Below are 19,798 nucleotides of genomic sequence, written 5' to 3'. Positions count from 1 at the left end.
CGCCGGCTGGCTCGTGACTACGAGCGCTTGCCCGCCACTCTGGCCGGATTGCACCTCGTCGCTTTCAGCGTCCTACTCCTCCGCAGGGCCGCCGACTTCGCTGCAGTCCGTAACAGCCTCTAGATCGAAGAAGAATGAAGATAGATCTTTTATATATACTCCCTCAATATGTTCATAAAATATAAATTATGAATTAAATTTCAACGTTCATGAGTTCAATAAGACAAGCTTACTTTAGCTCCGGATTTTATGTATTCCGTTCTTTGTAATTCCGTCGCTGATGCATCGGTAACGAGCGACCAATACGAAGGAAGATCGGCCCACATTGGTTGGGTGGCGCGGTTTAGTTTTGTGGCGTCGGCGAGCACGATCACCTCGCGGGCCTGCTGCATCATCAACGACTTAAGCGCCACCTGATCGAGGCTCGCTTCGCAGAGTCCGCGTCCGGCAACGACGCCGTCGGCGCTCATCACGGCGCGGTCCGCCGTCATCCGGCGCAGAGATTCGAGGGCGAGCGGACCCACCGTGCTCATGCTGGTCGGCCGCAGGCTGCCGCCGAGCACGATGAGTTCGAGCCCGGGCGCCTCCGCGAGGAAGGGCAGGAGCGCGAGGTTGTTGGTGATGATGCGCAGCCGCCGCCCGACCAGGAGCTGCCCGAAGGCCGCGACCGTCGAGCCCGCGTCGAGGATCAGCGTGTCGCCGTCCTGGATCAGGTCGAGCGCCGCGCGGGCGATCGCGCGCTTCTCGGGCCCGTTGATGGCCATCCGCTCGGCAAACGTGGTCTCGGCCGTGCGCTGCGCCAGGATCGCGCCCCCGTAGGTGCGATGGACGCCGCTCGTCGCGGACAGGTGCTGCAGGTCGCGCCGCACCGTCGAGGCGGAGACCGAGAAGCGCCGCGCGAACTCGTCCACGTCGATCTCACCGGCGCGCAGCGCCTCCAAGAGCAGCGCCCGGCGCTCCCTCCCGCGCGTCGACATCGTCGCCTCCCCCGCAATGCGTGGTCTCCCATGCCGGAGGCCGCGCCCGATGGCCAGGACGTTCCACCACCCGGCGTCGCGCCGGAGCGCGCGGCCCGGCGCGGCGTTCAGGCGGCGGCCGTCCGCGGCGCGAGATCCACGGCCTGCCGCAGGGCCTCCACGAGGCTGCGCTCGTCCGCGACGCCGGTGCCGGCGATGTCGAAGGCGGTGCCGTGATCGACGGAGGTGCGGATGACAGGCAGGCCGACCGTGATGTTGACGCCCGCCTCGAGCCCCAGGACCTTGATCGGGCCGTGGCCCTGATCGTGGTACATGGCGACGACCATGTCGTAGTCGCCTCGGCCCGCGAGGAAGAACAGGGTGTCGGCGGGCAGGGGCCCGCGCACGTCCCAGCCCCGCGCGCGGCAGGCCTCGATCGCCGGGGCGATTTTCTCGGCCTCCTCGCCGCGCCCGAACAGCCCGTTCTCGCCCGCGTGCGGATTGATGGCGCAGACGCCGATCTTCGGGTTCGCGATGCCGGCCCGCACCAGCACGGCGTGGCCCCGCGCGATGACCCGGCCGACCAGACCGGGCTCGATCTTCGCGATGGCGTCGATGAGGCCGATATGGGTGGTGACGTGGATCACCCGCAGCTTGGGCGAGACTAGCATCATCGAGACCTCGGGCGTGCCCGTCAGGTGGGCGAGGAGCTCGGTATGGCCGGGGAAGCGGTGACCGGCCGCGTGCAGGGCCTCCTTCGAGAGCGGCGCGGTGCAGATCCCCTGCGCGAGCCCCGCCTGCACCACCTGCACCGCGGTCTCGATGCAGCGGTAGGCCGCCTCGCCCGCGACGGGCGACACGCGCCCGAAGGGCAGATCCTCGGGCACGCAGGCGAGGTCGAGGCACTGGACCGCCCCGCTGTCGAACGCCGCCGCGCCGGCGTCCTGCAAGGCGGCAACGGGGATCCCGGCGCCGACGATGCGACCGGCCTGGCGCAGGCGTCCGGCGTCCCCGATCACCAGGGGCCGGCAGAGGGCGTGGGCCTCCGGCCGGTCGAGCGCCTTCATGATGATCTCGGGCCCGATCCCGGCCGGATCCCCCATGGTGATCGCGATGGTCGGACGGCTCATGCGAAGCTTCCCTCGGTTCTGACGATGCGCAGGCGGTCGGCGATGCGGCGCAGGCTGTCCGCGTCGCCGAAGGCCCCGGCCTTGGTGGCGACCGGGATGGAGAGGCGGCCGAGGCTCAGGCCGAGGGAGACCCCCGGCTCGATCTCGTCGACGAGGCGCAGGCCCGTGACCCCGAACCGCGCGAGCAGCGCCGCGGCGGTCTCGCCCCCCGTCGCCGCCAGGGCGCCGATCCGGGGGCCCAACGGTTCCAGAGCCGCGGCGAGCCCCTGGACGAGGCGCGGACCCAGGGTCATGTCGAGGTCGCCGGCATCCCGGGCGATCTCGACAAGGGCGTCGCCGCCCCCGTCCAGCACCGCGGCGGCGCGCGCGGCGAGGCTTGCCCGTCCGGCCGGATCGGCGACCAGCGTCTCCGGGGCGACCGGCAGATGGACGACGCGGCCCGAATCCGCAAGCGCCCGGGCGGCGGCGCGCGAGGCCGCCGCGAGCGAGCCGACGACGATCAGGGTTCCGCGGGCGCCGGAGGCGAGGCGCGGCAGGGCGGCCCCACGCGCCTCCGCCCCGCGCGCCTCCGCCGCGAGGGCGTGGGCGAGGCCCGCGCTCCCGATGAAGAACGGGGTGGGCCGCAGCGTCAGGCTCGCTCGCGCGATCCGGCCGAGATCGGCATCGCTCTCGGCATCGCACACGACGACCGAGGCCCCGCGCGCGCGGATCCGCGCCAGCGCGGCCGGAAGGCCGTCGGCGCGCACGGCATCGAGGTCGAGGGTCTCCGCCGCGATGCCTGCGCCGGTCAGCACGGCGGCGAGGTCCGCGTCCGCATAGGTGTGGTCGCGCCGCCAGACCTCGGCCTCCTCCAGCGGGCGCCCGTCGACGTGGATGCGGCCGCCCCGCGTCGTCCGGCCGGTCGCCGGGAAGGCCGGCGCCAGGATGCCGAAGGCCGGTCCGGAGCGGGCCTTGAGGAATGCCAGGGTGGCGGCCGTCTCGGCGGCGGGCTGGCCCCGCAGCGTCGAGTCGATCTTCTTGAACAGAACCCGGCCCGGGTCGAGCAGGCGGTCGAGCGCGCGGGCATGTGCCTGCGCGGCCGCCTCGGCCGTGAGGCCGCGGCTGTCGGCGTCATAAGCGAGCACCCCCGGCCGCTCCGGCTCCGCGACCGGGTAGGCGAGCGCCCCCGCCCGGCCGGTCGCCGCGCGCGCCTCAGGGCCCCAGGTCACCGCCGCGGCCCATCCCCGCCGACCGAACGCGATGGCGCAGTCGGCCGCCCCGGTGAGGTCGTCGGCGAGGATGAGCCAGCGGTCCGCCATCTCAGCGGCCGCCCGCCCGTCGGACCGGCACGGGCTCGGTGGCGCCCGCCAGGGGCTCCGCGAGATCCGGTCGCTCGGGATCGGTCTCCACGCCGCCGCCGAAGACCCGGGCGGTCCACGCGGTCGCGATCGGAACCAGGATGGCCGTCACCACCACGCAGGCCGCGACCAGGATGGTGGCCGGGCCGGCCGCGTCGGCGTAGGCCGGGTTCGCCGAGGCGACGATGGCCGGCACCGCCGCGGCGTTCCCCGCCGTCGAGGCCGCCGCGACGCCCGCCACCCCGGACCCGCCGGTCAGCCGGTCGGCGAAGAAGAGCGGGATGCCCGTCACCACGACGACGGCCACGCCCATCGCGAGGCCGAGCAGGCCGGCCTGCCAGACCTTCGACAGGTCGAGGCCGGCCCCGAGCGCGAAGGCGAAGAACGGGATCATCACCGGAATGGCCCGGCTGAGGAAATCGCGCATCTCGCGGTCGAGATTGCCGATCAGCATGCCGACCATGAGCGGCAGGATCGCACCAACGAGCGTCTGCCAGGGAAAGGCCGACAGCCCCGCGATGCCGAGGGTGACCATCGTCAGGAACGGGCCGCTTTCCAGCGACATGACCGTGTAGGCGCCGACATCGCGCGGCCGGCCGTACTGGCCCATCAGGGCCATGTAGAGCCCGCCGTTGGTGTCGTTCATGCTGGCCACGACGGCCAGCGTCGACAGCCCGGCGAACATGCCCGCCGCCACCGGCGCCTCGCCGAGCACGCGGCCCAGGACGAGGCCGAGGATCACGGCGATGCCGACCTTCACGGCGAGCAGGGTGCCGCCCTTCTTCACGATGTAGGGCGTCGCCCGGAAATCGATGCTCGCGCCCATGCAGACGTAGAAGACGGCCAGGATCGTCAGGGCCCCGGAGAACAGGGCCCCGGTGAACGAGCCGAAGAACTTCGGGGTGCCCGGAAAGAAGGTCGCGATGAGGGCGCCGGCGAGGAGCGGCACCACCATCATCCCACCCGGAACGGCTTCGATGGCCCGCTTGATCGGGATCTGCATGGGGCGTCCTCCTTGCGCGATACGCGCAGATTATTCTTGCTGTCCGGAGCCGCGTGCGAGGGCTCGCCCGTCGATCCGGCGGGCATGATCTGCGCGATATGCGCAACGAGTCAATGAATTTGCGCGAACTGAGCAATTTCGGGACGGCCTCGGGTCCCGCGTCCCGGGCCCCAGCGGCTCCGTGCGCCGGACATCCGGCGGGTGGCCCGGGCGCCTGCGGCACCGGGGCGTCCCGGACCTCCTGGACGTCACGGCGCGCGGCATCGCCGGCTCGGCGGCGCCGACCGGGGCTGGAACTTTCTCGCGCCCCCGCGCTAGGCTGGGGGGAACGGTCACCGGGACGACGGGAATGCCCAAGCTGCGCGCGACCAGGAGTGCGGGACCACCGCGACGCCACGAACCGAATGCTCCGAACGCGGACGGGCCGAACGCGGACGCATCCCGTGGCGGGCCCTCGCCCGAGGCCGCGAAGCGGGCGGCCTACAGCCGCTTCTGCTACAGCGGCGGCTTCGACGGCTTCGAGGGCCGCATGATCCTCAGGGCCGACGCGAAGCCGGGGCGGGAGACCGAGCGGCGGCATTGACGCGAGCCGGGATCGGCAGGGCCGTCCGGCCGCGGGATCTCAGCCCGCTCTCCGATCCGGACGCCCCGCGGCCCTCGACGATCGGCGCGCACGGGCCTCGCGGCCCGGCTCCGGACGCGACGGACGGATCGCCGGAAGGGCCTCAGCGCAGATAGGTGCGCCGGAGCAGGCGCTCGACCTTCGGATGCGCGGCGCCGATCAGCGCGGCCGCACCGACCGCGGCCAGGATCATGAGGATGGATGCCGGTTCGTTCATGGCGCGGTTGTCCTCCGGGCCGGCGGCCCTGGCTACGTGGCGCGCTGTCCGTGCGGCAGGGTGCCTCATCCGCCCGCGGGCTGGGCCCGGCGCTCGATCCGCCGGCCGACCGCCCAGGCGGCGAGGTAGAGGATCGATCCCGCCAGGATTGCGAGACCGGCGCGCCTGAGGTCCGGGACCCCGGACACGGTCCCGCGCTCGATCATCAGGGATTGGGGCACGACGGTGCCGTCGGGCGCGGTCTGGCGCAGCGGAACCGGCACCCGCCGGCAGCGCTGCGCGGGGTTCAGCGGATCGATCCCGCTCGCGAGGCAGGCGGGCAGCGGGCGCGCCTGCCAGAGCGCGTCGCCCGCGAGGACGAGGGCGCACAGGAGGAACGGGCTCGCGAGGCCGAGGCCGAGGCGATGAAGCCTTGAAATGCGCGGCATCCCAGTCCGGGCCCTGTGCGAGATTCGGAAGGCGGCGCGCGGATCGGAGCATCCTTCCGCCGTCTCGGCAACAACAGAAGTTGGGCCGCCCGGCCCGTCCTGCGCCTCCGCGGGGCCGGGAGCCCAGGATGGCGCGCGCGCGCCCCTAGAACCCGACCGTGTCGGGGCCCTTCAGGGCCAGGATCTCGCGGGCCTCGTCCGGAGTCGCGATCTCCAGGCCCAGGCCCTCGATGATCGCCCGCACGCGCCGGACCTGCGCGGCGTTGCTCTCGGCCAGCTTGCCGGGGCCGTCCCACAGGCTGTCCTCGAGGCCGACGCGCACGTGGCCGCCCATCGCCGCCGCCATCGCCGCGATGGGCATCTGGTTGCGCCCCGCGCCGAGCACCGACCAGCGGTAATGGTCCCCGAACAGGCGGTCGGCGGTGCGCTTCATGTGCATGACGTCGTCCGGATGGGCGCCGATGCCGCCCTGCAGGCCGAAGACCGTCTGGATGAACAGCGGCGCCTGCACCAGCCCGCGATCGAAAAAGTACTTCAGGTTGTAGAGATGGGCGGTGTCGTAGCACTCGAACTCGAACCGGGTGCCGTTCGGGGCGCAGGTGGTGAGGATGTGCTCGATCTGCCCGAACGAGTTCTGGAAGATGATGTTCTTGTTGCCGAGATACGCCCGCTCCCAGGGATGCTTCAGGTCCTTGAAGCGGTCGAGCATGCCGAACAGGCCGAAATTCATCGTGCCGAGGTTGAGCGAGGCCACCTCCGGCCGGAACGTCGCGGCGGGGCGCACGCGCTCCTCGATCGACATGGTCGGCGCGCCCCCGGTGGTGAGGTTCACCACGCAGGGCGAGCGCTGCTTGATGATCGGAAGGAAGCGCGCGAACGCCTCCGGCGACTGGTCCGGCTGCCCGGTGTCGGGGTCGCGGGCATGCAGGTGGACGATCGCCGCGCCGGCCTCGGCCGCGCCGATCGCCGCATCGGCGATCTGCTCGGGCGTCACCGGCAGGTAGGGCGACATGCTCGGGGTGTGGATGGCTCCGGTCACCGCGCAGGTGATGATGACTTTTCGGGTCGCCGCCATGCTCGCCTTCCGTCCTGGCTCTGAATCCGTTCCCGGGGACAGGATAGGGCGGGGGCCGCCGCGCGGCATCCGGGGCGGCGCGGGCTGGTTACGCCGCCGCGCCGATCGCGCGCAGGCTCGCCGCGAGATCGGAGAAGCGGTCGCCCTGCACGACGACGTGGGTGCGCAGGGCTTCGGCCGCCCGCGCCTCGTCGCCCGCCAGGATCGCGTCGACGATCGCACCGTGCTCGGCCAGCGACTGGGCGAGGCGCTGGCGGACGCGGAGCTGCAGGCGCCGGAACGGGGCGAGGCGGCGGCTGAGCTGGCGCGCCTGCTCGCACAGGAAGGCGTTGCGGCAGGCGCGGTAGACCACCGCGTGGAAGACCGCGTTCTCCTGGTAATAGACCTCGGTGTCGCCGGCCTCGGCCGCCCGCCTGCAGGCCTCGAGGGCCTCGCGCAGGGCCGCCCCGTCCTCCGGGACGAGGCGCCGGGCCGCGAGCCGGCCGCAGGCGGCCTCGATCTCGGCCATCGTCTCGAACATGGCCAGCAGGTGCTGCGGCTCCGGCGTGCTCACGATCACGCCCTTGCGGGGCTTCGTCTCGACGAGGCCGGTCGCGGCGAGCTGGATAAGGGCCTCGCGGATCGGCGTCCGCGACACCCCGAAGCGCGCGGCGAGCTGCGTCTCGTCGAGGCGTGCCCCCAGCGGCAGCGTCCCGTCGACGATCTCGTCCTCGATGGTCTGCTTCAGCCGCTGAGCCTGGCTCATCCGCCACCCCCTGGAGCGCTCTCTCCGGAGCGCTCGCCTGCCGGGCGCGCGGCCGGTCCGTCGCGCGCGATCGGAGCCGAGGCCGTGCCCGGTCACATTCCACCCGCGCCGAATATGCAACGGGGTTGACAAGATATACAAGTCGCGCCCTGATATATACCAAGCGGCAGCCTAATTATAAGTCGCATCTCAAGCTGCATGCTGCACCGCACAAATAATCGGTGCGCGCGCGAAACGGGAGACGAACGCCATGGCCCTGACACGACGTCACCTCCTTGCCTCGAGCCTGGCGGCTCCGGCGGTCCTGGGCCTCGGCCTGAACGCGGCCCGCGCGGCCACGACCCTGAAGCTCTCGCACCAGTTTCCCGGCGGCACGATCGAGGAGGGCGACTTCCGCGACCGGATGTGCCGCAAGTTCGCCGAGGCGGTGGGCGAGCGCTCGAAGGGCGCGCTGGCGGTGCAGGTCTATCCGGGCTCGTCCCTGATGAAGACGAACGCCCAGTTCAGCGCCATGCGCAAGGGCGCCCTCGACATGTCGCTCTACCCCTCGCCCTACGCGGGCGGCGAGGTGCCGGAGCTCAACATCGGCCTGATGCCGGCCCTCGTCACCTCCTACGAGCAGGGCGTCGCCTGGAAGAAGGCCCCGGTCGGCCGCAAGCTCGCGGAGATCCTCGACCAGAAGGGCATCGTCCTCGTGTCCTGGGTCTGGCAGGCGGGCGGCGTCGCGAGCCGCGAGCGCGCCCTCGTGACGCCCGCGGACGCCAAGGGCCTGAAGGTCCGCGGCGGCTCGCGCGAGATGGACCTGATGATGAAGCAGGCGGGCGCGGCCACCCTGTCGATCCCCTCGAACGAATCCTACGCCGCGATGCAGACCGGCGCCTGCGACGCGGTGATCACCTCGTCCACCAGCCTGATCTCGTTCCGCCTGGAGGAGCTCGCCAAGTCCCTCACCTCCGGCCGCGAGCGCTCCTACTGGTTCATGCTCGAGCCGATCATGATGTCCAAGACCGTGTTCTCGGGGCTGCCCAAGGACCAGCAGGACCTGATCATGGCCGTCGGGGCCGAGCTCGAATCCTTCGGCCAGGCGGGCGCCAAGGCGGACGACACCAAGGTCGAGGAGGTCTTCGCCAAGGCCGGCGCCAAGGTCCAGGGCATGGACGAGGCCACGCTGGGCCAGTGGCGCGACATCGCCCGCGACACGGCCTGGAAGGACTACGCGGCCAAGAGCGAGTCCTGCGCCGCGCTCCTCAAGCTCGCCGAGCAGGTCGCGTGAGCCACGCCTTCGACGCGGCCACGGCGGCGGCCGAGACGCGCGCCGCGCCGGAGCCCCGCGTCCCGGGGCTCCTCGGCGCCCTCGACCGGGCCATGCGCGGCCTCAACGCCGTCATCCTGGTGCTGGGGGGCCTCGCCCTCGTCTGCGCCTGCCTCGTGCTGAGCTACAGCGTGGTGGTCCGCTACGTCCTGCACGAGCCGACCGACTGGCAGGACGAGATGGCGGTGTTCTTCATCGTGGGCGCCACCTTCTTCTCGGCCGCCGCCGTGCAGGCCAAGCGCGGGCACGTGGCGATCGAGGCCCTGACCGGGCTGCTCTCGCCGCGGGTCAACCGCGCCCGCCTGCTCCTGGCGGACGGGATCAGCCTGGTCTTCGTGGCGTTCTTCGCCTGGAAGAGCTGGAGCCTGCTGCACGAGGCCTGGGTCGACGGCCAGGTCTCGCAATCGAGCTGGGGCCCGCCGCTCTGGATCCCCTACGGCCTGATGGCGCTCGGCATGAGCCTGCTCGCCGTGCAGTTCGCGCTGCAGATCGCCGAGGCGCTGGCCTACGGCCCCCGCGCCGCCGGCTGGGCCAAGCCCAGGATCGGCCTCGGCGCCGACCTCAACCGCGACCGCCCGGATGCCGGGCCGCACGGCGCCGCCACGGCGGCCAATCCCCGTCCGGAGCACACCCGATGAGCGTCGCGGCGATCGGCTTCCTCTATGCCGGGGCGACGCTCAGCGCGATGCTCGCGGGCATCCCCATCGCCTTCGCGCTCGGCTTCGTCGCGCTGGCCTTCATGTACGCCTTCATGCCCGCCGCCTCGCTCGATACGGTGGCGCAGAACGTCTACGAGGAGATGGCCTCGATCACCCTGCTGTCGATTCCGCTCTTCATCCTGAAGGGCGCGGCGATCGGACGGTCCAGGGCCGGCCAGGACCTCTACTCGGCGATGCACGCCTGGATGCACAAGATCCCGGGCGGGCTGGGCATCGCCAACGTCTTCGCCTGCGCGCTGTTCGCCGCCATGGCCGGGTCCTCCCCCGCCACCTGCTCGGCCATCGGCTCGGCGGGCATCCCGGAGATGCGCAAGCGCGGCTACTCGCCGGGCTTCGCCGCCGGCATCATCGCGGCGGGCGGCACCCTCGGCATCCTGCTGCCGCCCTCGATCACCATGATCCTCTACGCGGTGGCGGCCGAGCAGTCCCTCGGGCGGCTCTTCCTGGCCGGCATCGGGCCGGGCCTCCTCCTCGTCGGCCTGTTCGCGGGCTGGGCGGTCCTGCGCTTCCGCGCCGAGTACGCCGCCGCCCAGGCCGCCTACGCGGGCGGCGGCGTCGCCTCGCCGATCCTGGCGGACGACCGCTACAGCATGCGCGAGCGCTTCTCGACGCTGCCGCGGGTCATGCCCTTCGTGATCCTGCTCACCGGCGTGATGGTGGCGCTCTACGGCGGCTACGCCACGCCCTCCGAGACCGCGGGCCTCGGCGGCCTGCTGGCCCTCGGGCTGATCGCGGCGATCTACGGCGTCTGGCGCCCGCGGGACGTCAGCCCGATCCTCACCGCGACGCTGCGGGAATCGACCATGCTGATGCTGATCATCGGCATGTCCCTCCTCTACGCCTACGTGATGAGCTACCTCCACATCTCGCAATCGGCCGCCTCCGCGATCGTCGCGATGCAGCTCTCCAAGTGGGTGCTCCTCGTCACGATCCTGGGCCTCGTGATCGTGCTGGGCTTCTTCCTGCCGCCCGTGTCGATCATCCTGATGACGGCGCCGATCATCCTGCCGCCGCTCAAGGCCGCGGGCTTCGATCTCGTCTGGTTCGGCGTGGTGATGACGATCACCATGGAGATGGGGCTGATCCACCCGCCGGTGGGCCTCAACATCTTCGTCATCAAGAACATCGCCCCCGACATCCCGCTCTCGGACATCATCTGGGGCACATTGCCCTTCGTGATCCTGATGGGTCTGGCGATCCTGATCCTCTGCCTCGTCCCGGGCATCGCCATGTGGCTGCCGGACGTCCTCCTGCCGACCACGCGCTAGCCCGGGCGGGCGCGGGCGCCGGTCGGGTGCCCGCTTCCGCCGGCCCGGGGCCTGCTCTAGACTGGCGCCCACCGCGCCCCAGGGGCCGGGGCGGTCGCCCGTCGCGCTGCCACGATCCGCGACAACTGGGTCTGGGGCGGGTCTGGGGCGGGTCGATCCCGACCCACCCCTCTCGTCCCTCGGGCCGAGGGCGCGGGTGGGACACGAAGTCTCGGTCAACGGTGTCGTGTCCCCGTGTCGCGCTGCGATCGAGACCGGCCCCGGCAAGGACCGTCGCCTGAGAGAGAGCCGCCGCGTGGCCGATCCCCGCATCACCCTCGTCGTCGCCGTCGCGCGCAACGGCGTCATCGGCCGCGACAACGGCCTCGCCTGGCACCTGCGCAGCGACCTGAAGCGCTTCAAAGCGCTGACCATGGGCAAGCCCATGCTGATGGGACGCAAGACCTACGAATCCATCGGCAGGCCCCTGCCGGGGCGGCGCAGCCTCGTGCTCACCCGCGACCGGAGCTACGCGATCGCGGGCCACGGCGACAGCGTCGCGGTGGTGCACGACTGGGACGCGGCCTGCGCGGCGGCGCGCGGCGCCGAGGAGCTGATGGTGGTCGGCGGCGCCGAGATCTACCGGCTCGCCCTGCCGCACGCGGACCGGATCCATCTCACCGAACTCGACGACGACTACGCAGGCGATACGGTGTTCCCCGCCTTCGACCGCACGGCCTTCCGCGAGACGGCACGCGCGGTGCACGGGCCGGGCGAGCACGACGAATGCGGCTTCGCCTTCGTCACCCTCAAGCGCATCGCCTGACGGCGCCGCGCCGCCGCGTCCAGCGACAGGGCGGCGCGGCGCGGTTGCCAACGGGCTCCGCGATGCCCACCTGCCAGCCTTGACAGCAGGGGGCCGGCCCACGCAGGTGCGTAGAGACCCTGGAAAGGTGTCTCAGGGCAGCTCCGGGCACAGGATGGAAGCGGGCGCACCAATCCTCACACGCGAGGTGCGGATGCCGCTGCGGGCAGGGGAAAAGCGTCTGGCATGCCTTGGAGCAATCAGAGCGGTGGCGGCAACGGCGGAGGCCCCTGGGGCAACCGCGGCGGGAACGGCGGAGGTCCCTGGGGCAATGGCGGGGGCGGCAAGACGCCGCCGAACCTCGAGGACCTGCTCCGGCGCGGCCAGGATCGCCTGCGCGGCGTGATCCCCGGCGGCGGGGGCGGCGGCTCCTTCGGCAGCGGCAAGGGCCTCGCGCTCGCCGGCGGCCTCGCGGTCGCGATCTGGCTGTTCACCGGCTTCTATCAGGTCGCCCCGAACCAGGTCGGCATCGAGACCATCTTCGGCCGCTACGTCGGGGCCAAGGGCGAGGGCCTGCGCTACAACTTCCCCTATCCGGTCGGCGGCGTGGTCAAGCCGAATGTCGGCCAGATCAACTCGATCCAGATCGGCTTCCGCTCCGGCCTGGGTGGCCAGGGCCGCCCGCGCGACGTGCCCGACGAGAGCCTGATGCTCACCGGCGACGAGAACATCGTCGATCTCGATTTCGAGGTGCAGTGGCGGGTGAACCCCCTCAAGGCCTCGGATTTCGTGTTCAACCTGCAAAACCCCGAGGGCACCATCAAGGCGATCGCCGAGAGCGCGATGCGCGAGGTGATCGGCCGGCGCAACATCCAGGCGGTCCTCACCAACGAGCAGTCGAGCGTCGCCCAGGAGGTGAAGGAGATCCTCCAGGCCGGGCTCGACGAGTACGGCGCGGGCGTGCTGATCCCCGTGGTCCAGCTCGTCTCGGTCAACCCGCCGCCCGAGGTCAGGCCCGCTTTCATCGACGTCAACGCCGCCCAGCAGGACGCCGACACCGCGCAGAACGAGGCCAAGACCTACGCGAGCCGCGAGGTGCCCCAGGCCCGCGGCAAGGCCTCGCAGATCGTGCAGGCCGCCGAGGCCTACAAGACGAAGGCGACCGCCGACGCGACCGGCCAGGCCGCCCGCTTCGACGAGGTCTACGCCTCGTACAAGACGGCGCCCGCCATCAGCCGCGAGCGGCTGTTCCTCGAGACCATGGAGAGGGTTCTGGGTTCCGTGAACAAGGTGATCATCGACCAGAACGGCGCCCCGGCGGGCGCGGGCGCCGCGGCCGGGGTGCTCCCGGTGCTGCCGCTCGCTGAATTCGGATCCCGCACGGGCGCTCCAGGCGCCGCCCAGGGCACCGCCCAGACGGGAGCCGGCCGATGAACGGGCAGGCGCTCCGCACCGGCCTCATGGTGCTTGCGGCGGCCGTGGTCGTCGCCCTCTACGCCTCGGTCTTCACCGTCGGCCAGATGCAGCAGGCCCTGGTCCTGCAGTTCGGCCGCGTCCGCGCCGTGCTCAACCAGACCGGCGAGGACAAGCCCGGCCTCTACTTCAAGGTGCCGTTCATCGAGAACGTGGTGCTGTTCGACAAGCGCGTGCTCGATCTCGACCTGCCGGTCCAGACCCTGCTGACCGCCGACCGCCAGAACCTCGAGGTCGACGCCTTCGCGCGCTACCGGATCACCGATCCGCTGCGCTTCTACCAGTCGGTGAACAACGTCGCGCTCGCCAACCAGCGGCTCGCGAGCTTCACCAACTCGTCGCTGCGCAACGTCCTGGCCCGCTCCACCCGCGACGCCATCGTCAAGACGGAGCGGATGCGGCTGATGAACGACATCCAGGAGGACGTGAACCGGCAGGCCAAGGCGCTGGGCATCGAGATCGTCGACCTGCGCATGACCCGCGTCGACCTGCCGGCGCAGAACTCCACGGCGGTCTACCGGCGCATGAAGACCGAGCGCGAGCGCGAGGCGGCCGACATCCGGGCGAACGGCGAGCAGATCGCCGCCACCATCCGGGCCAAGGCCGACCGCGACGTCACGGTGATCCTGGCCGACGCGCAGCAGACGGCCGAGAAGCTGCGCGGCCAGGGCGACGCCGACAAGAACCGCATCCTCGCCGAGGCCTTCGGCAAGGACCCGGACTTCTTCGGCTTCTACCGCTCGATGCAGGCCTACGAGACCGGCCTGAAGGGCCAGGACACCCGCCTGGTGATCAGCCCGAGCTCGGACTTCTTCCGCTACTTCAGCGACCCGCAGGGCCGCGCCGCCGCCTCGGCCGCCCGCGGGCGGACGGAGCCTGGCGCCACCGGCTCCACGCCGGACGGCCCCGGCGCCTCCCGCTGAGACACCGCGCCCGCGCGGATGCCGGTCCCGGCGTCCACCCGGTCGCACTTGAAGGTTGGCCGCAGCCGCCGATCTTAGAGCCTCTCACGGAGATCCCGCCGCCTGCGGCGGGAGACCTCCCGGAGATCCGGAAGCTTCGCGAGAGGCTCTCACGTCGTCCGGTCGTGCCAAGCGGCCGCGCAAGACGGTCGCGAGGCCCGGACGGATCTGGAAACGCGTTCTTGAAGAGGTCGACCATGCACCCCCTCGCGAGCGCCGACGCGGCGCAGGGCAGATCCGGACGCCGCCTCGCGCGCTCGGTCCTCGCCGCCGCCCTGATCGGCCTCTCCGTCGCGGGCTCGGCCCTGCCGCTGCCCGCCCTCGCCAAGGGCCCCGAATCCCTGGCCGACCTCGCCGACAAGGTGACCGACGCCGTCGTCAACATCTCGGCCTCCACCGTCGAGACGCGCCCGAGCGGCAACCGCGCCGGGCCCCAGCTGCCGCCGGGCACGCCCTTCGAGGACCTGTTCGAGGAGTTCTTCAACCGGCGCGGCGGGCGCGGCGGCGGCGGCGAGCAGCGCGGGGACAACGAGGGCCCGCGCCAGCAGCAGCAGCGCAAGTCGAACTCGCTCGGCTCCGGCTTCATCATCGACGCCTCGGGCATCGTGGTGACGAACAACCACGTCATCGGCGACGCCAACGACATCCAGGTCATCCTGCACGACGGCACCAAGCTGAAGGCCGAGATCATCGGCAAGGATTCGAAGATCGATCTCGCGGTGCTGCGGGTGAAGCCCACCGCCGACCGCCCGCTCCGGGCCGTGCCCTTCGGCGATTCCGACAAGATGCGCCCGGGCGACTGGGTGATCGCCATCGGCAACCCGTTCGGCCTCGGCGGCTCGGTCTCGGCCGGCATCGTCTCGGCGCGGGGCCGCAACATCGAGTCCGGCCCCTACGACAATTACATCCAGACCGACGCGGCCATCAACAAGGGCAATTCGGGCGGCCCGCTGTTCAACATGGACGGCGAGGTGATCGGCATCAACACGGCGATCCTGTCGCCCACCGGCGGCTCGGTCGGCATCGGCTTCGCGGTGCCGTCGGGCTCGGCCAAGCCCGTGATCGACCAGCTGCGCGAGTTCGGCGAGGTCCGCCGCGGCTGGCTCGGCGTCCGCATCCAGAACGTGGACGACGCCACCGCCGAGGCCCTGGGCCTGAAGGGCGGCGCCAAGGGGGCGCTGGTCGCCGGCGTCGACGAGAAGGGCCCGGCCAAGACGGCAGGGCTGGAGGTCGGCGACGTCATCGTCCGCTTCAACGGCAACGCCGTGAAGGCCTCGAGCGACCTGCCGCGCATCGTCGCCTCGACGCCGGTCGGCCAGAAGGTCGACGTGGTGATCGTGCGCAAGGGCGAGGAGACGACGAAGCCCGTCACCCTCGGCCGCCTGGAGGACAACGAGCGGCCCCAGCTCGCCAATGCCCGCCAGCCCGAGCCCGAGACCGCCGTGCGGCAGGCGCTCGGCCTCAACCTCTCGGGCATCACCGACGAGCTGCGCAAGCGCTACAGCATCAAGGACAGCGTCAAGGGCGTGGTCGTCACCCGGGTCGACCCGAACTCGACGGCGGCCGACAAGCGCATCCAGCCCGGCGAGGTCATCGTCGAGGTCGGCCAGGAGGCGGTGAGTAGCCCCGCCGAGGTCACCAAGCGGATCGACGGGCTGAAGAAGGAGGGGCGCAAATCCGTGCTCCTGCTGGTCGCCGCCGCCAACGGCGACGTGCGCTTCGTCGCCATCGGCCTCGACTGATCGCTCCCGAGGGCGGCCTGCGGGCCGCCCGCCACCCTGTCCGGCGACGCCGCGCCCGATCGCACCGATCGGGCGCGGCGTTCGTCTGTCGGCGGGCCGCGCCCCGTCCCGGCGCGGTTCATCGAACCTTCAGCGCCGATGCTGTTGAACAGGGGGGCATGAATTCGCGGCCCGCGCGTCATGCCGGGTCTGAGCGGGCGGCTTGCGGGCGAAAAAGCGGGCGTGATACCCGCGAGCCCGCCGCCGCCCCGCCTCCTCCCGACCCGTCACGATGAACCCACGGCTCGCCGCGTGAAGATCGCTGTCCTCGCTCACCTGAAATACCCGATCGCGCAGCCCTATGCCGGCGGCCTGGAGATGCACACGCACCTCCTCGTCGGCGCCCTGCGGCGGCGCGGGCATGCCGTGACGCTCTTCGCCTCGGAGGGCTCCGATCCCGCGCTCGACCCGGTGATGGTCTGCCCGCCCACGGGCGATGCCCTGGAGAGCCCCGAGCGCGAGGCGGCGATCGACCGGGCGGAGCACGACGCCTACCGGGCCATCATGGATGCGGTCGCGACCGGCGGCTTCGACCTCGTGCACAACAACTGCCTGCACGCGCTGCCGCTGCGGGAGAGCGGCGACACCGCGATGCCCTGGGTGACGGTGCTGCACACCCCGCCCTTCGCCTCGCTCGCGGCCGGCGTGCGGGCGGCGCGGCCCGACATGGCCTATCTGGCCGTCTCGCGCACCCTCGTGCAGGAATGGACCGCGCTGACGCCCCATGCCGAGGTGGTCGGCAACGGCATCGATCTCGCGACCTTCCCCTATCAGCCCGAGCCGGATCCGGACGCCTATGCGTTCTGGTTCGGCCGGATCGTGCCCGAGAAGGGCCTGCACCTCGCCATCGACGCCGCGCGCCGGGCGGGCATCCGCCTCGTCGTCGCCGGCCCGCGGCTCAACCCGGCCTATTGGGACGCCGAGATCGCGCCCCGGCTCGGGCCCGACCTCACCCATCTCGGGCATCTCACCCACCGGGACCTCGCCCACCATCTCGGCCGCGCCCAGGTGGCGGTGGTCACCCCCCGCTGGGAGGAGCCGTTCGGCCTCGTCGTGGCCGAGGCGCTGGCCTGCGGCACGCCGGTGGCGGCCTTCCACCGCGGCGCCATGCCGGAGATCCTGGACGCGCGCAGCGGGCGCCTCGCCCGGGCCGACGATCCCGAGGATCTCGCCCGCGCCATCCGGGGCGCCGCCGGCCTGCGCCGCCGCGATTGCCGGGCCCGGGCCGAGGCGCTGTTCGATGCCGAGAAGATGACGGCGCGCTACGAGGCCGTCTACGACCGCATGCTCGCCGCCCAGGCCGACGAGACGCCGCGGCTCCGCCGGGTGGCGGGAGCCTGAGATGCCGGCCGTCGTCTGCCTCCCGGTCCGCGACGAGGCCGAGCGCCTGCCGCGCCTCCTGCGCTCGCTCGCGGCGCAGGACGGGATCTCGCCCGCGGCCCCCTTGCGCGTGGTGCTGCTCGCCAACAATTGCCGCGACGGCACGGTCGAGGCCGTGCGCGCCCTGGAGGCGGCCGGCGAGACGCGCGCCCTCGACCTCGACCTGATCGCGGTGCGGATCGAGGGAGCGGACGCCCATGTCGGCACGGCGCGCCGGATGGCGCTCGAGGCCGGCGCCGACTGGCTCGAGGCGGCCGGCCATCCGCGCGGGATCCTGCTCACCACGGACGCGGATGCGCGGCTGCCGGCGGGCTGGCTCTCGGCCAACCGCGCGGCGCTCGGCCAGGCCGACATCGTCGGCGGGCGGCTGATGATCGACGCGGAGGCGCCCGTCGCCCCGGGCCTCGCCGAGCTCAACGCGCGGATCGAGCGCTACTGGTCGGCGGTGCGGGCGCTGGAGGACGCGCTCGATCCGCCGCCGCACGATCCGGCGCCGCGGCATGGCGACCACACCGCCGCGAGCCTCGCGCTCCGGGCGGACCTCTACCGCGCCGTCGGCGGCCTGCCGGCGATCCCCTGCGGCGAGGACAACGCCCTCGTCGCGCGGCTCACCCGGGCGGGCGCGCGGCTGCGCCACTGCCCGCACGTGCAGGTGTGGGTCTCGGCGCGCCGCGAAGGCCGGGTCAGCGGCGGCATGGCCACCGAGATGGCCCGGCGCGAGGACAGCGTCCGCGACGGCCTCGCCTACCGCCTGCCGGAGGCGGCGCACTGGCACGGGCTGATCGCCCGCCGCGCCGCCCTGCGCCAAGCGTGGCGCCTCGGCGAGGGCGCGCGGCGCTCCGTCTGCGCCGGCCTCGGCCTCGAGGCGCAGGACATCGCGGAGATCGCGCCCGAGACCTGCCCCAACGACATCGCCTTCGTCGAGCGGGCCCATGCCCGCCTCGAAGCCCGGGCTCAGGCGGCTCCGTGCGTCGATCTCGACGTGGCGCTCGCCGATCTCGAACGCCTCGCCCAGAGCCTCCGGGCAGCGGCGTGACACGGCCCATCGGCTACTACATCCATCATCAGGGCGCGGGACATTGGCACCGGGCCCGGGCGCTCGCCGGCGCGCTCGACCGGCCCTGCACCGTCCTCGGCACCGTCACGGGCGGGGCCGCGCCCATCGACGTGACCGACGCGCCCGGCCCGGTGATCGACCTCGCCGACGACCGCCTCGCCGAGGGGTTCGACGGCCGGGACGGCGAGGCGGCGCGCCCCGAGAGCCTGCACTACGCGCCGCTCCGCCATCCCGGCATCCGCGCCCGCATGGCGCGCATCGCCGCCTGGGCCGAGGCGGACGACCCGGCGCTCCTCGTCGTCGACGTCTCCGTCGAGGTGGCCCTGTTCGCGCGCCTGCTGTCGGTCCCGACCCTGGTGGTGCGCCTGTCCGGCGACCGGACCGACACGCCGCATCTGGAGGCGTTCCGCGCGGCCAGCGGGCTGATCGCCCCGTTTCCAGAGACGCTCGAGAGCGCGGGGGTGCCGGACTGGGTCCGGGCGAAGACGCATTACGCCGGCTTCATCGGGCGGGCCGCGCCGCGTCCCGATCGGTCCGACGGCGACGGGTCGATCGCCGTCGTGTTCGGCCGAGGCGGGGAGGGGGGCTCGGCGGCGGCGCTGGCCGCGGCGGCACGGGCGGTGCCCCGACGCGACTGGCACGTCTACGGGCCGGTCTCGGGTGCCGCCGCGGAGCCGCGCCCCGACAACCTCCACCTGCACGGCTGGGTCCCCGACATCGAGGCGCGGATCGCCTCGGCGAGCCTCGTGGTCGGCGGTGGCGGCGACGGCCTCGTCGCGGCCGTGGCCGCGGCCCGCCGCCGCTTCCTCTGCCTGCCGGAGCCGCGGGCCTACGACGAGCAGGGCGCGAAGGCCCGGGCCCTGGCCCGCCTCGGTGCGGCGATCGTCCATGCCGGCTGGCCCGAGGCGCCGGCCTGGCCGGACCTCGTCGCGGCGGGCCTCGCGCTGGATCCCGGCCGGATCGGCGCCCTGCACGACCCGGACGCGGTGGCGCGCACCGCCGCTTGGATCGAGGCACAGGCGCAGGGCTGAGCACCGGCGCCGTGCCCGCGGGGTGAACCGCTCGACGGCGCGCCTTCGCACCGAAGCTGCGCGAACCGCCGACAATTTGACCATCGCCCGTCGAGACGCCTGCGCGGCCCCGGACCGGGGCGTACCGCTCCGATCGGAGCGCCGCCGGATACGATGCCGGTGAGCCGACCCGAGGGGGCAGGGCTCCCGGGGTCTCGCAATCCGAAAGGCAGGCGCCCCGTCCGGTCGAAGGTCCATGCTGCGAGGCGGCAGCCCGCGAGCGGGCCTGCCTGCGAAGCGCAAAGGGCCTGCGACAATCCCTCAGGCGACGATCGCCCCCGTCGCGCCGGCGTCAGGCGCCCGCGAGATGGCGGAGCAGGCGCTCGGCGGTCGGTCCGGAGGAGGCGGGGTTCTGGCCGGTGATCAGCAGGCCGTCGGCGACCACGTAGGGCTGCCAGTCGGCCGCCTTGGAGAACACGCCGCCCTGCCGCCTGAGTTCGTCCTCGACGAGGAAGGGCACCACCTCCGTCAGGCCGACG

18 protein-coding genes and 1 pseudogene are annotated in these 19,798 nt (G+C 72.5%); 11 read left to right on the top strand and 8 right to left on the bottom strand.

Annotated elements, in window-relative coordinates; all coding sequences use genetic code 11:
- Positions 1 to 215 precede the first annotated feature (215 nt).
- From ACS5RC_RS25860 to ACS5RC_RS25845, 4 genes are all read right to left on the bottom strand, one after another.
- A complete protein-coding gene (locus ACS5RC_RS25860) occupies positions 216 to 977 on the bottom strand; it encodes a DeoR/GlpR family DNA-binding transcription regulator (RefSeq protein ID WP_478346799.1) in 762 nt (253 codons plus the stop codon).
- A gap of 107 nt (positions 978 to 1,084) precedes the next feature.
- Positions 1,085 to 2,086, bottom strand: a complete 1,002-nt coding sequence (gene pdxA / locus ACS5RC_RS25855) for a 4-hydroxythreonine-4-phosphate dehydrogenase PdxA (protein WP_478346798.1) — start codon at positions 2,084 to 2,086, stop codon at positions 1,085 to 1,087.
- Positions 2,083 to 3,384, bottom strand: a complete 1,302-nt coding sequence (locus ACS5RC_RS25850; protein WP_478346797.1) for a four-carbon acid sugar kinase family protein — start codon at positions 3,382 to 3,384, stop codon at positions 2,083 to 2,085. Before ACS5RC_RS25850 ends, pdxA begins: the two co-directional genes overlap by 4 nt.
- Before the next feature lies 1 nt (position 3,385).
- Positions 3,386 to 4,426 carry a 2-keto-3-deoxygluconate permease gene (locus ACS5RC_RS25845; protein WP_478346796.1) on the bottom strand — a complete coding sequence of 347 codons (1,041 nt, stop codon included), beginning with the start codon at positions 4,424 to 4,426 and terminating at the stop codon, positions 3,386 to 3,388.
- Between the two features lie 349 nt (positions 4,427 to 4,775).
- Here ACS5RC_RS25845 and ACS5RC_RS25840 point away from each other — a divergent pair, with 349 nt between their 5' ends.
- Complete coding sequence (locus tag ACS5RC_RS25840; protein WP_478346795.1) at positions 4,776 to 5,009, top strand: hypothetical protein; 234 nt, start codon at positions 4,776 to 4,778, stop codon at positions 5,007 to 5,009.
- A gap of 321 nt (positions 5,010 to 5,330) precedes the next feature.
- Here ACS5RC_RS25840 and ACS5RC_RS25835 read toward each other — a convergent pair whose 3' ends face one another.
- The 3 genes from ACS5RC_RS25835 to ACS5RC_RS25825 form a co-directional block, all read right to left on the bottom strand.
- The gene (locus ACS5RC_RS25835; RefSeq protein ID WP_478346794.1) at positions 5,331 to 5,693 is read right to left on the bottom strand and encodes a hypothetical protein; all 363 of its coding nucleotides are present in this window, start codon (positions 5,691 to 5,693) and stop codon (positions 5,331 to 5,333) included.
- 145 nt (positions 5,694 to 5,838) lie between these two features.
- Entirely contained in the window at positions 5,839 to 6,768 is a 930-nt protein-coding gene (kce, locus tag ACS5RC_RS25830) for a 3,5-dioxohexanoate:acetyl-CoA acetone transferase (RefSeq protein WP_478346793.1), read from the bottom strand.
- Between the two features lie 88 nt (positions 6,769 to 6,856).
- On the bottom strand, positions 6,857 to 7,513 hold the full coding sequence (locus ACS5RC_RS25825; protein WP_478346792.1) for a GntR family transcriptional regulator: 657 nt from the start codon (positions 7,511 to 7,513) through the stop codon (positions 6,857 to 6,859).
- A gap of 250 nt (positions 7,514 to 7,763) precedes the next feature.
- Between ACS5RC_RS25825 and dctP the strand changes: the two genes are divergently transcribed.
- The 10 genes from dctP (at position 7,764) to ACS5RC_RS25775 (ending at position 19,280) form a co-directional block, all read left to right on the top strand.
- The gene (gene dctP, locus ACS5RC_RS25820) at positions 7,764 to 8,786 is read left to right on the top strand and encodes a TRAP transporter substrate-binding protein DctP (protein ID WP_478346791.1); all 1,023 of its coding nucleotides are present in this window, start codon (positions 7,764 to 7,766) and stop codon (positions 8,784 to 8,786) included.
- On the top strand, positions 8,783 to 9,463 hold the full coding sequence (locus tag ACS5RC_RS25815) for a TRAP transporter small permease (RefSeq protein WP_478346790.1): 681 nt from the start codon (positions 8,783 to 8,785) through the stop codon (positions 9,461 to 9,463). Before dctP ends, ACS5RC_RS25815 begins: the two co-directional genes overlap by 4 nt.
- A complete protein-coding gene (locus ACS5RC_RS25810; protein WP_478346789.1) occupies positions 9,460 to 10,812 on the top strand; it encodes a TRAP transporter large permease in 1,353 nt (450 codons plus the stop codon). Before ACS5RC_RS25815 ends, ACS5RC_RS25810 begins: the two co-directional genes overlap by 4 nt.
- A 295-nt stretch (positions 10,813 to 11,107) precedes the next feature.
- Positions 11,108 to 11,617, top strand: a complete 510-nt coding sequence (locus ACS5RC_RS25805) for a dihydrofolate reductase (RefSeq protein WP_478346788.1) — start codon at positions 11,108 to 11,110, stop codon at positions 11,615 to 11,617.
- Positions 11,618 to 11,842: 225 nt separating this feature from the next.
- Positions 11,843 to 13,030 (top strand): FtsH protease activity modulator HflK, encoded by a 1,188-nt coding sequence (gene hflK, locus ACS5RC_RS25800; protein ID WP_478346787.1) that lies wholly within the window; start codon positions 11,843 to 11,845, stop codon positions 13,028 to 13,030.
- Entirely contained in the window at positions 13,027 to 13,992 is a 966-nt protein-coding gene (hflC, locus tag ACS5RC_RS25795) for a protease modulator HflC (protein ID WP_478346786.1), read from the top strand. The genes hflK and hflC overlap by 4 nt, the downstream gene beginning before the upstream one ends.
- 236 nt (positions 13,993 to 14,228) lie before the next feature.
- Positions 14,229 to 15,773, top strand: a complete 1,545-nt coding sequence (locus ACS5RC_RS25790; RefSeq protein ID WP_478346785.1) for a DegQ family serine endoprotease — start codon at positions 14,229 to 14,231, stop codon at positions 15,771 to 15,773.
- 291 nt (positions 15,774 to 16,064) lie between these two features.
- On the top strand, positions 16,065 to 17,153 hold the full coding sequence (locus ACS5RC_RS25785; protein WP_478346784.1) for a glycosyltransferase family 4 protein: 1,089 nt from the start codon (positions 16,065 to 16,067) through the stop codon (positions 17,151 to 17,153).
- A gap of 1 nt (position 17,154) precedes the next feature.
- Positions 17,155 to 18,228, top strand: coding sequence for a glycosyltransferase family 2 protein (locus ACS5RC_RS25780; protein WP_478346783.1), 1,074 nt, complete (start codon positions 17,155 to 17,157; stop codon positions 18,226 to 18,228).
- Positions 18,225 to 19,280: a glycosyltransferase gene (locus ACS5RC_RS25775; protein WP_478346782.1), complete on the top strand. Its 1,056-nt coding sequence runs from the start codon at positions 18,225 to 18,227 to the stop codon at positions 19,278 to 19,280. Before ACS5RC_RS25780 ends, ACS5RC_RS25775 begins: the two co-directional genes overlap by 4 nt.
- Before the next feature lie 331 nt (positions 19,281 to 19,611).
- Here ACS5RC_RS25775 and ACS5RC_RS25770 read toward each other — a convergent pair.
- Positions 19,612 to 19,798, bottom strand: a pseudogene (locus ACS5RC_RS25770) (type 1 glutamine amidotransferase domain-containing protein); the annotation flags it as partial.

The sequence above is a fragment of the Methylobacterium sp. HJ2 genome, from assembly GCF_056431005.1.
Note: the sequence above shows the minus strand (reverse complement) of the source record. Positions and strands in the feature narration are given on the sequence as shown.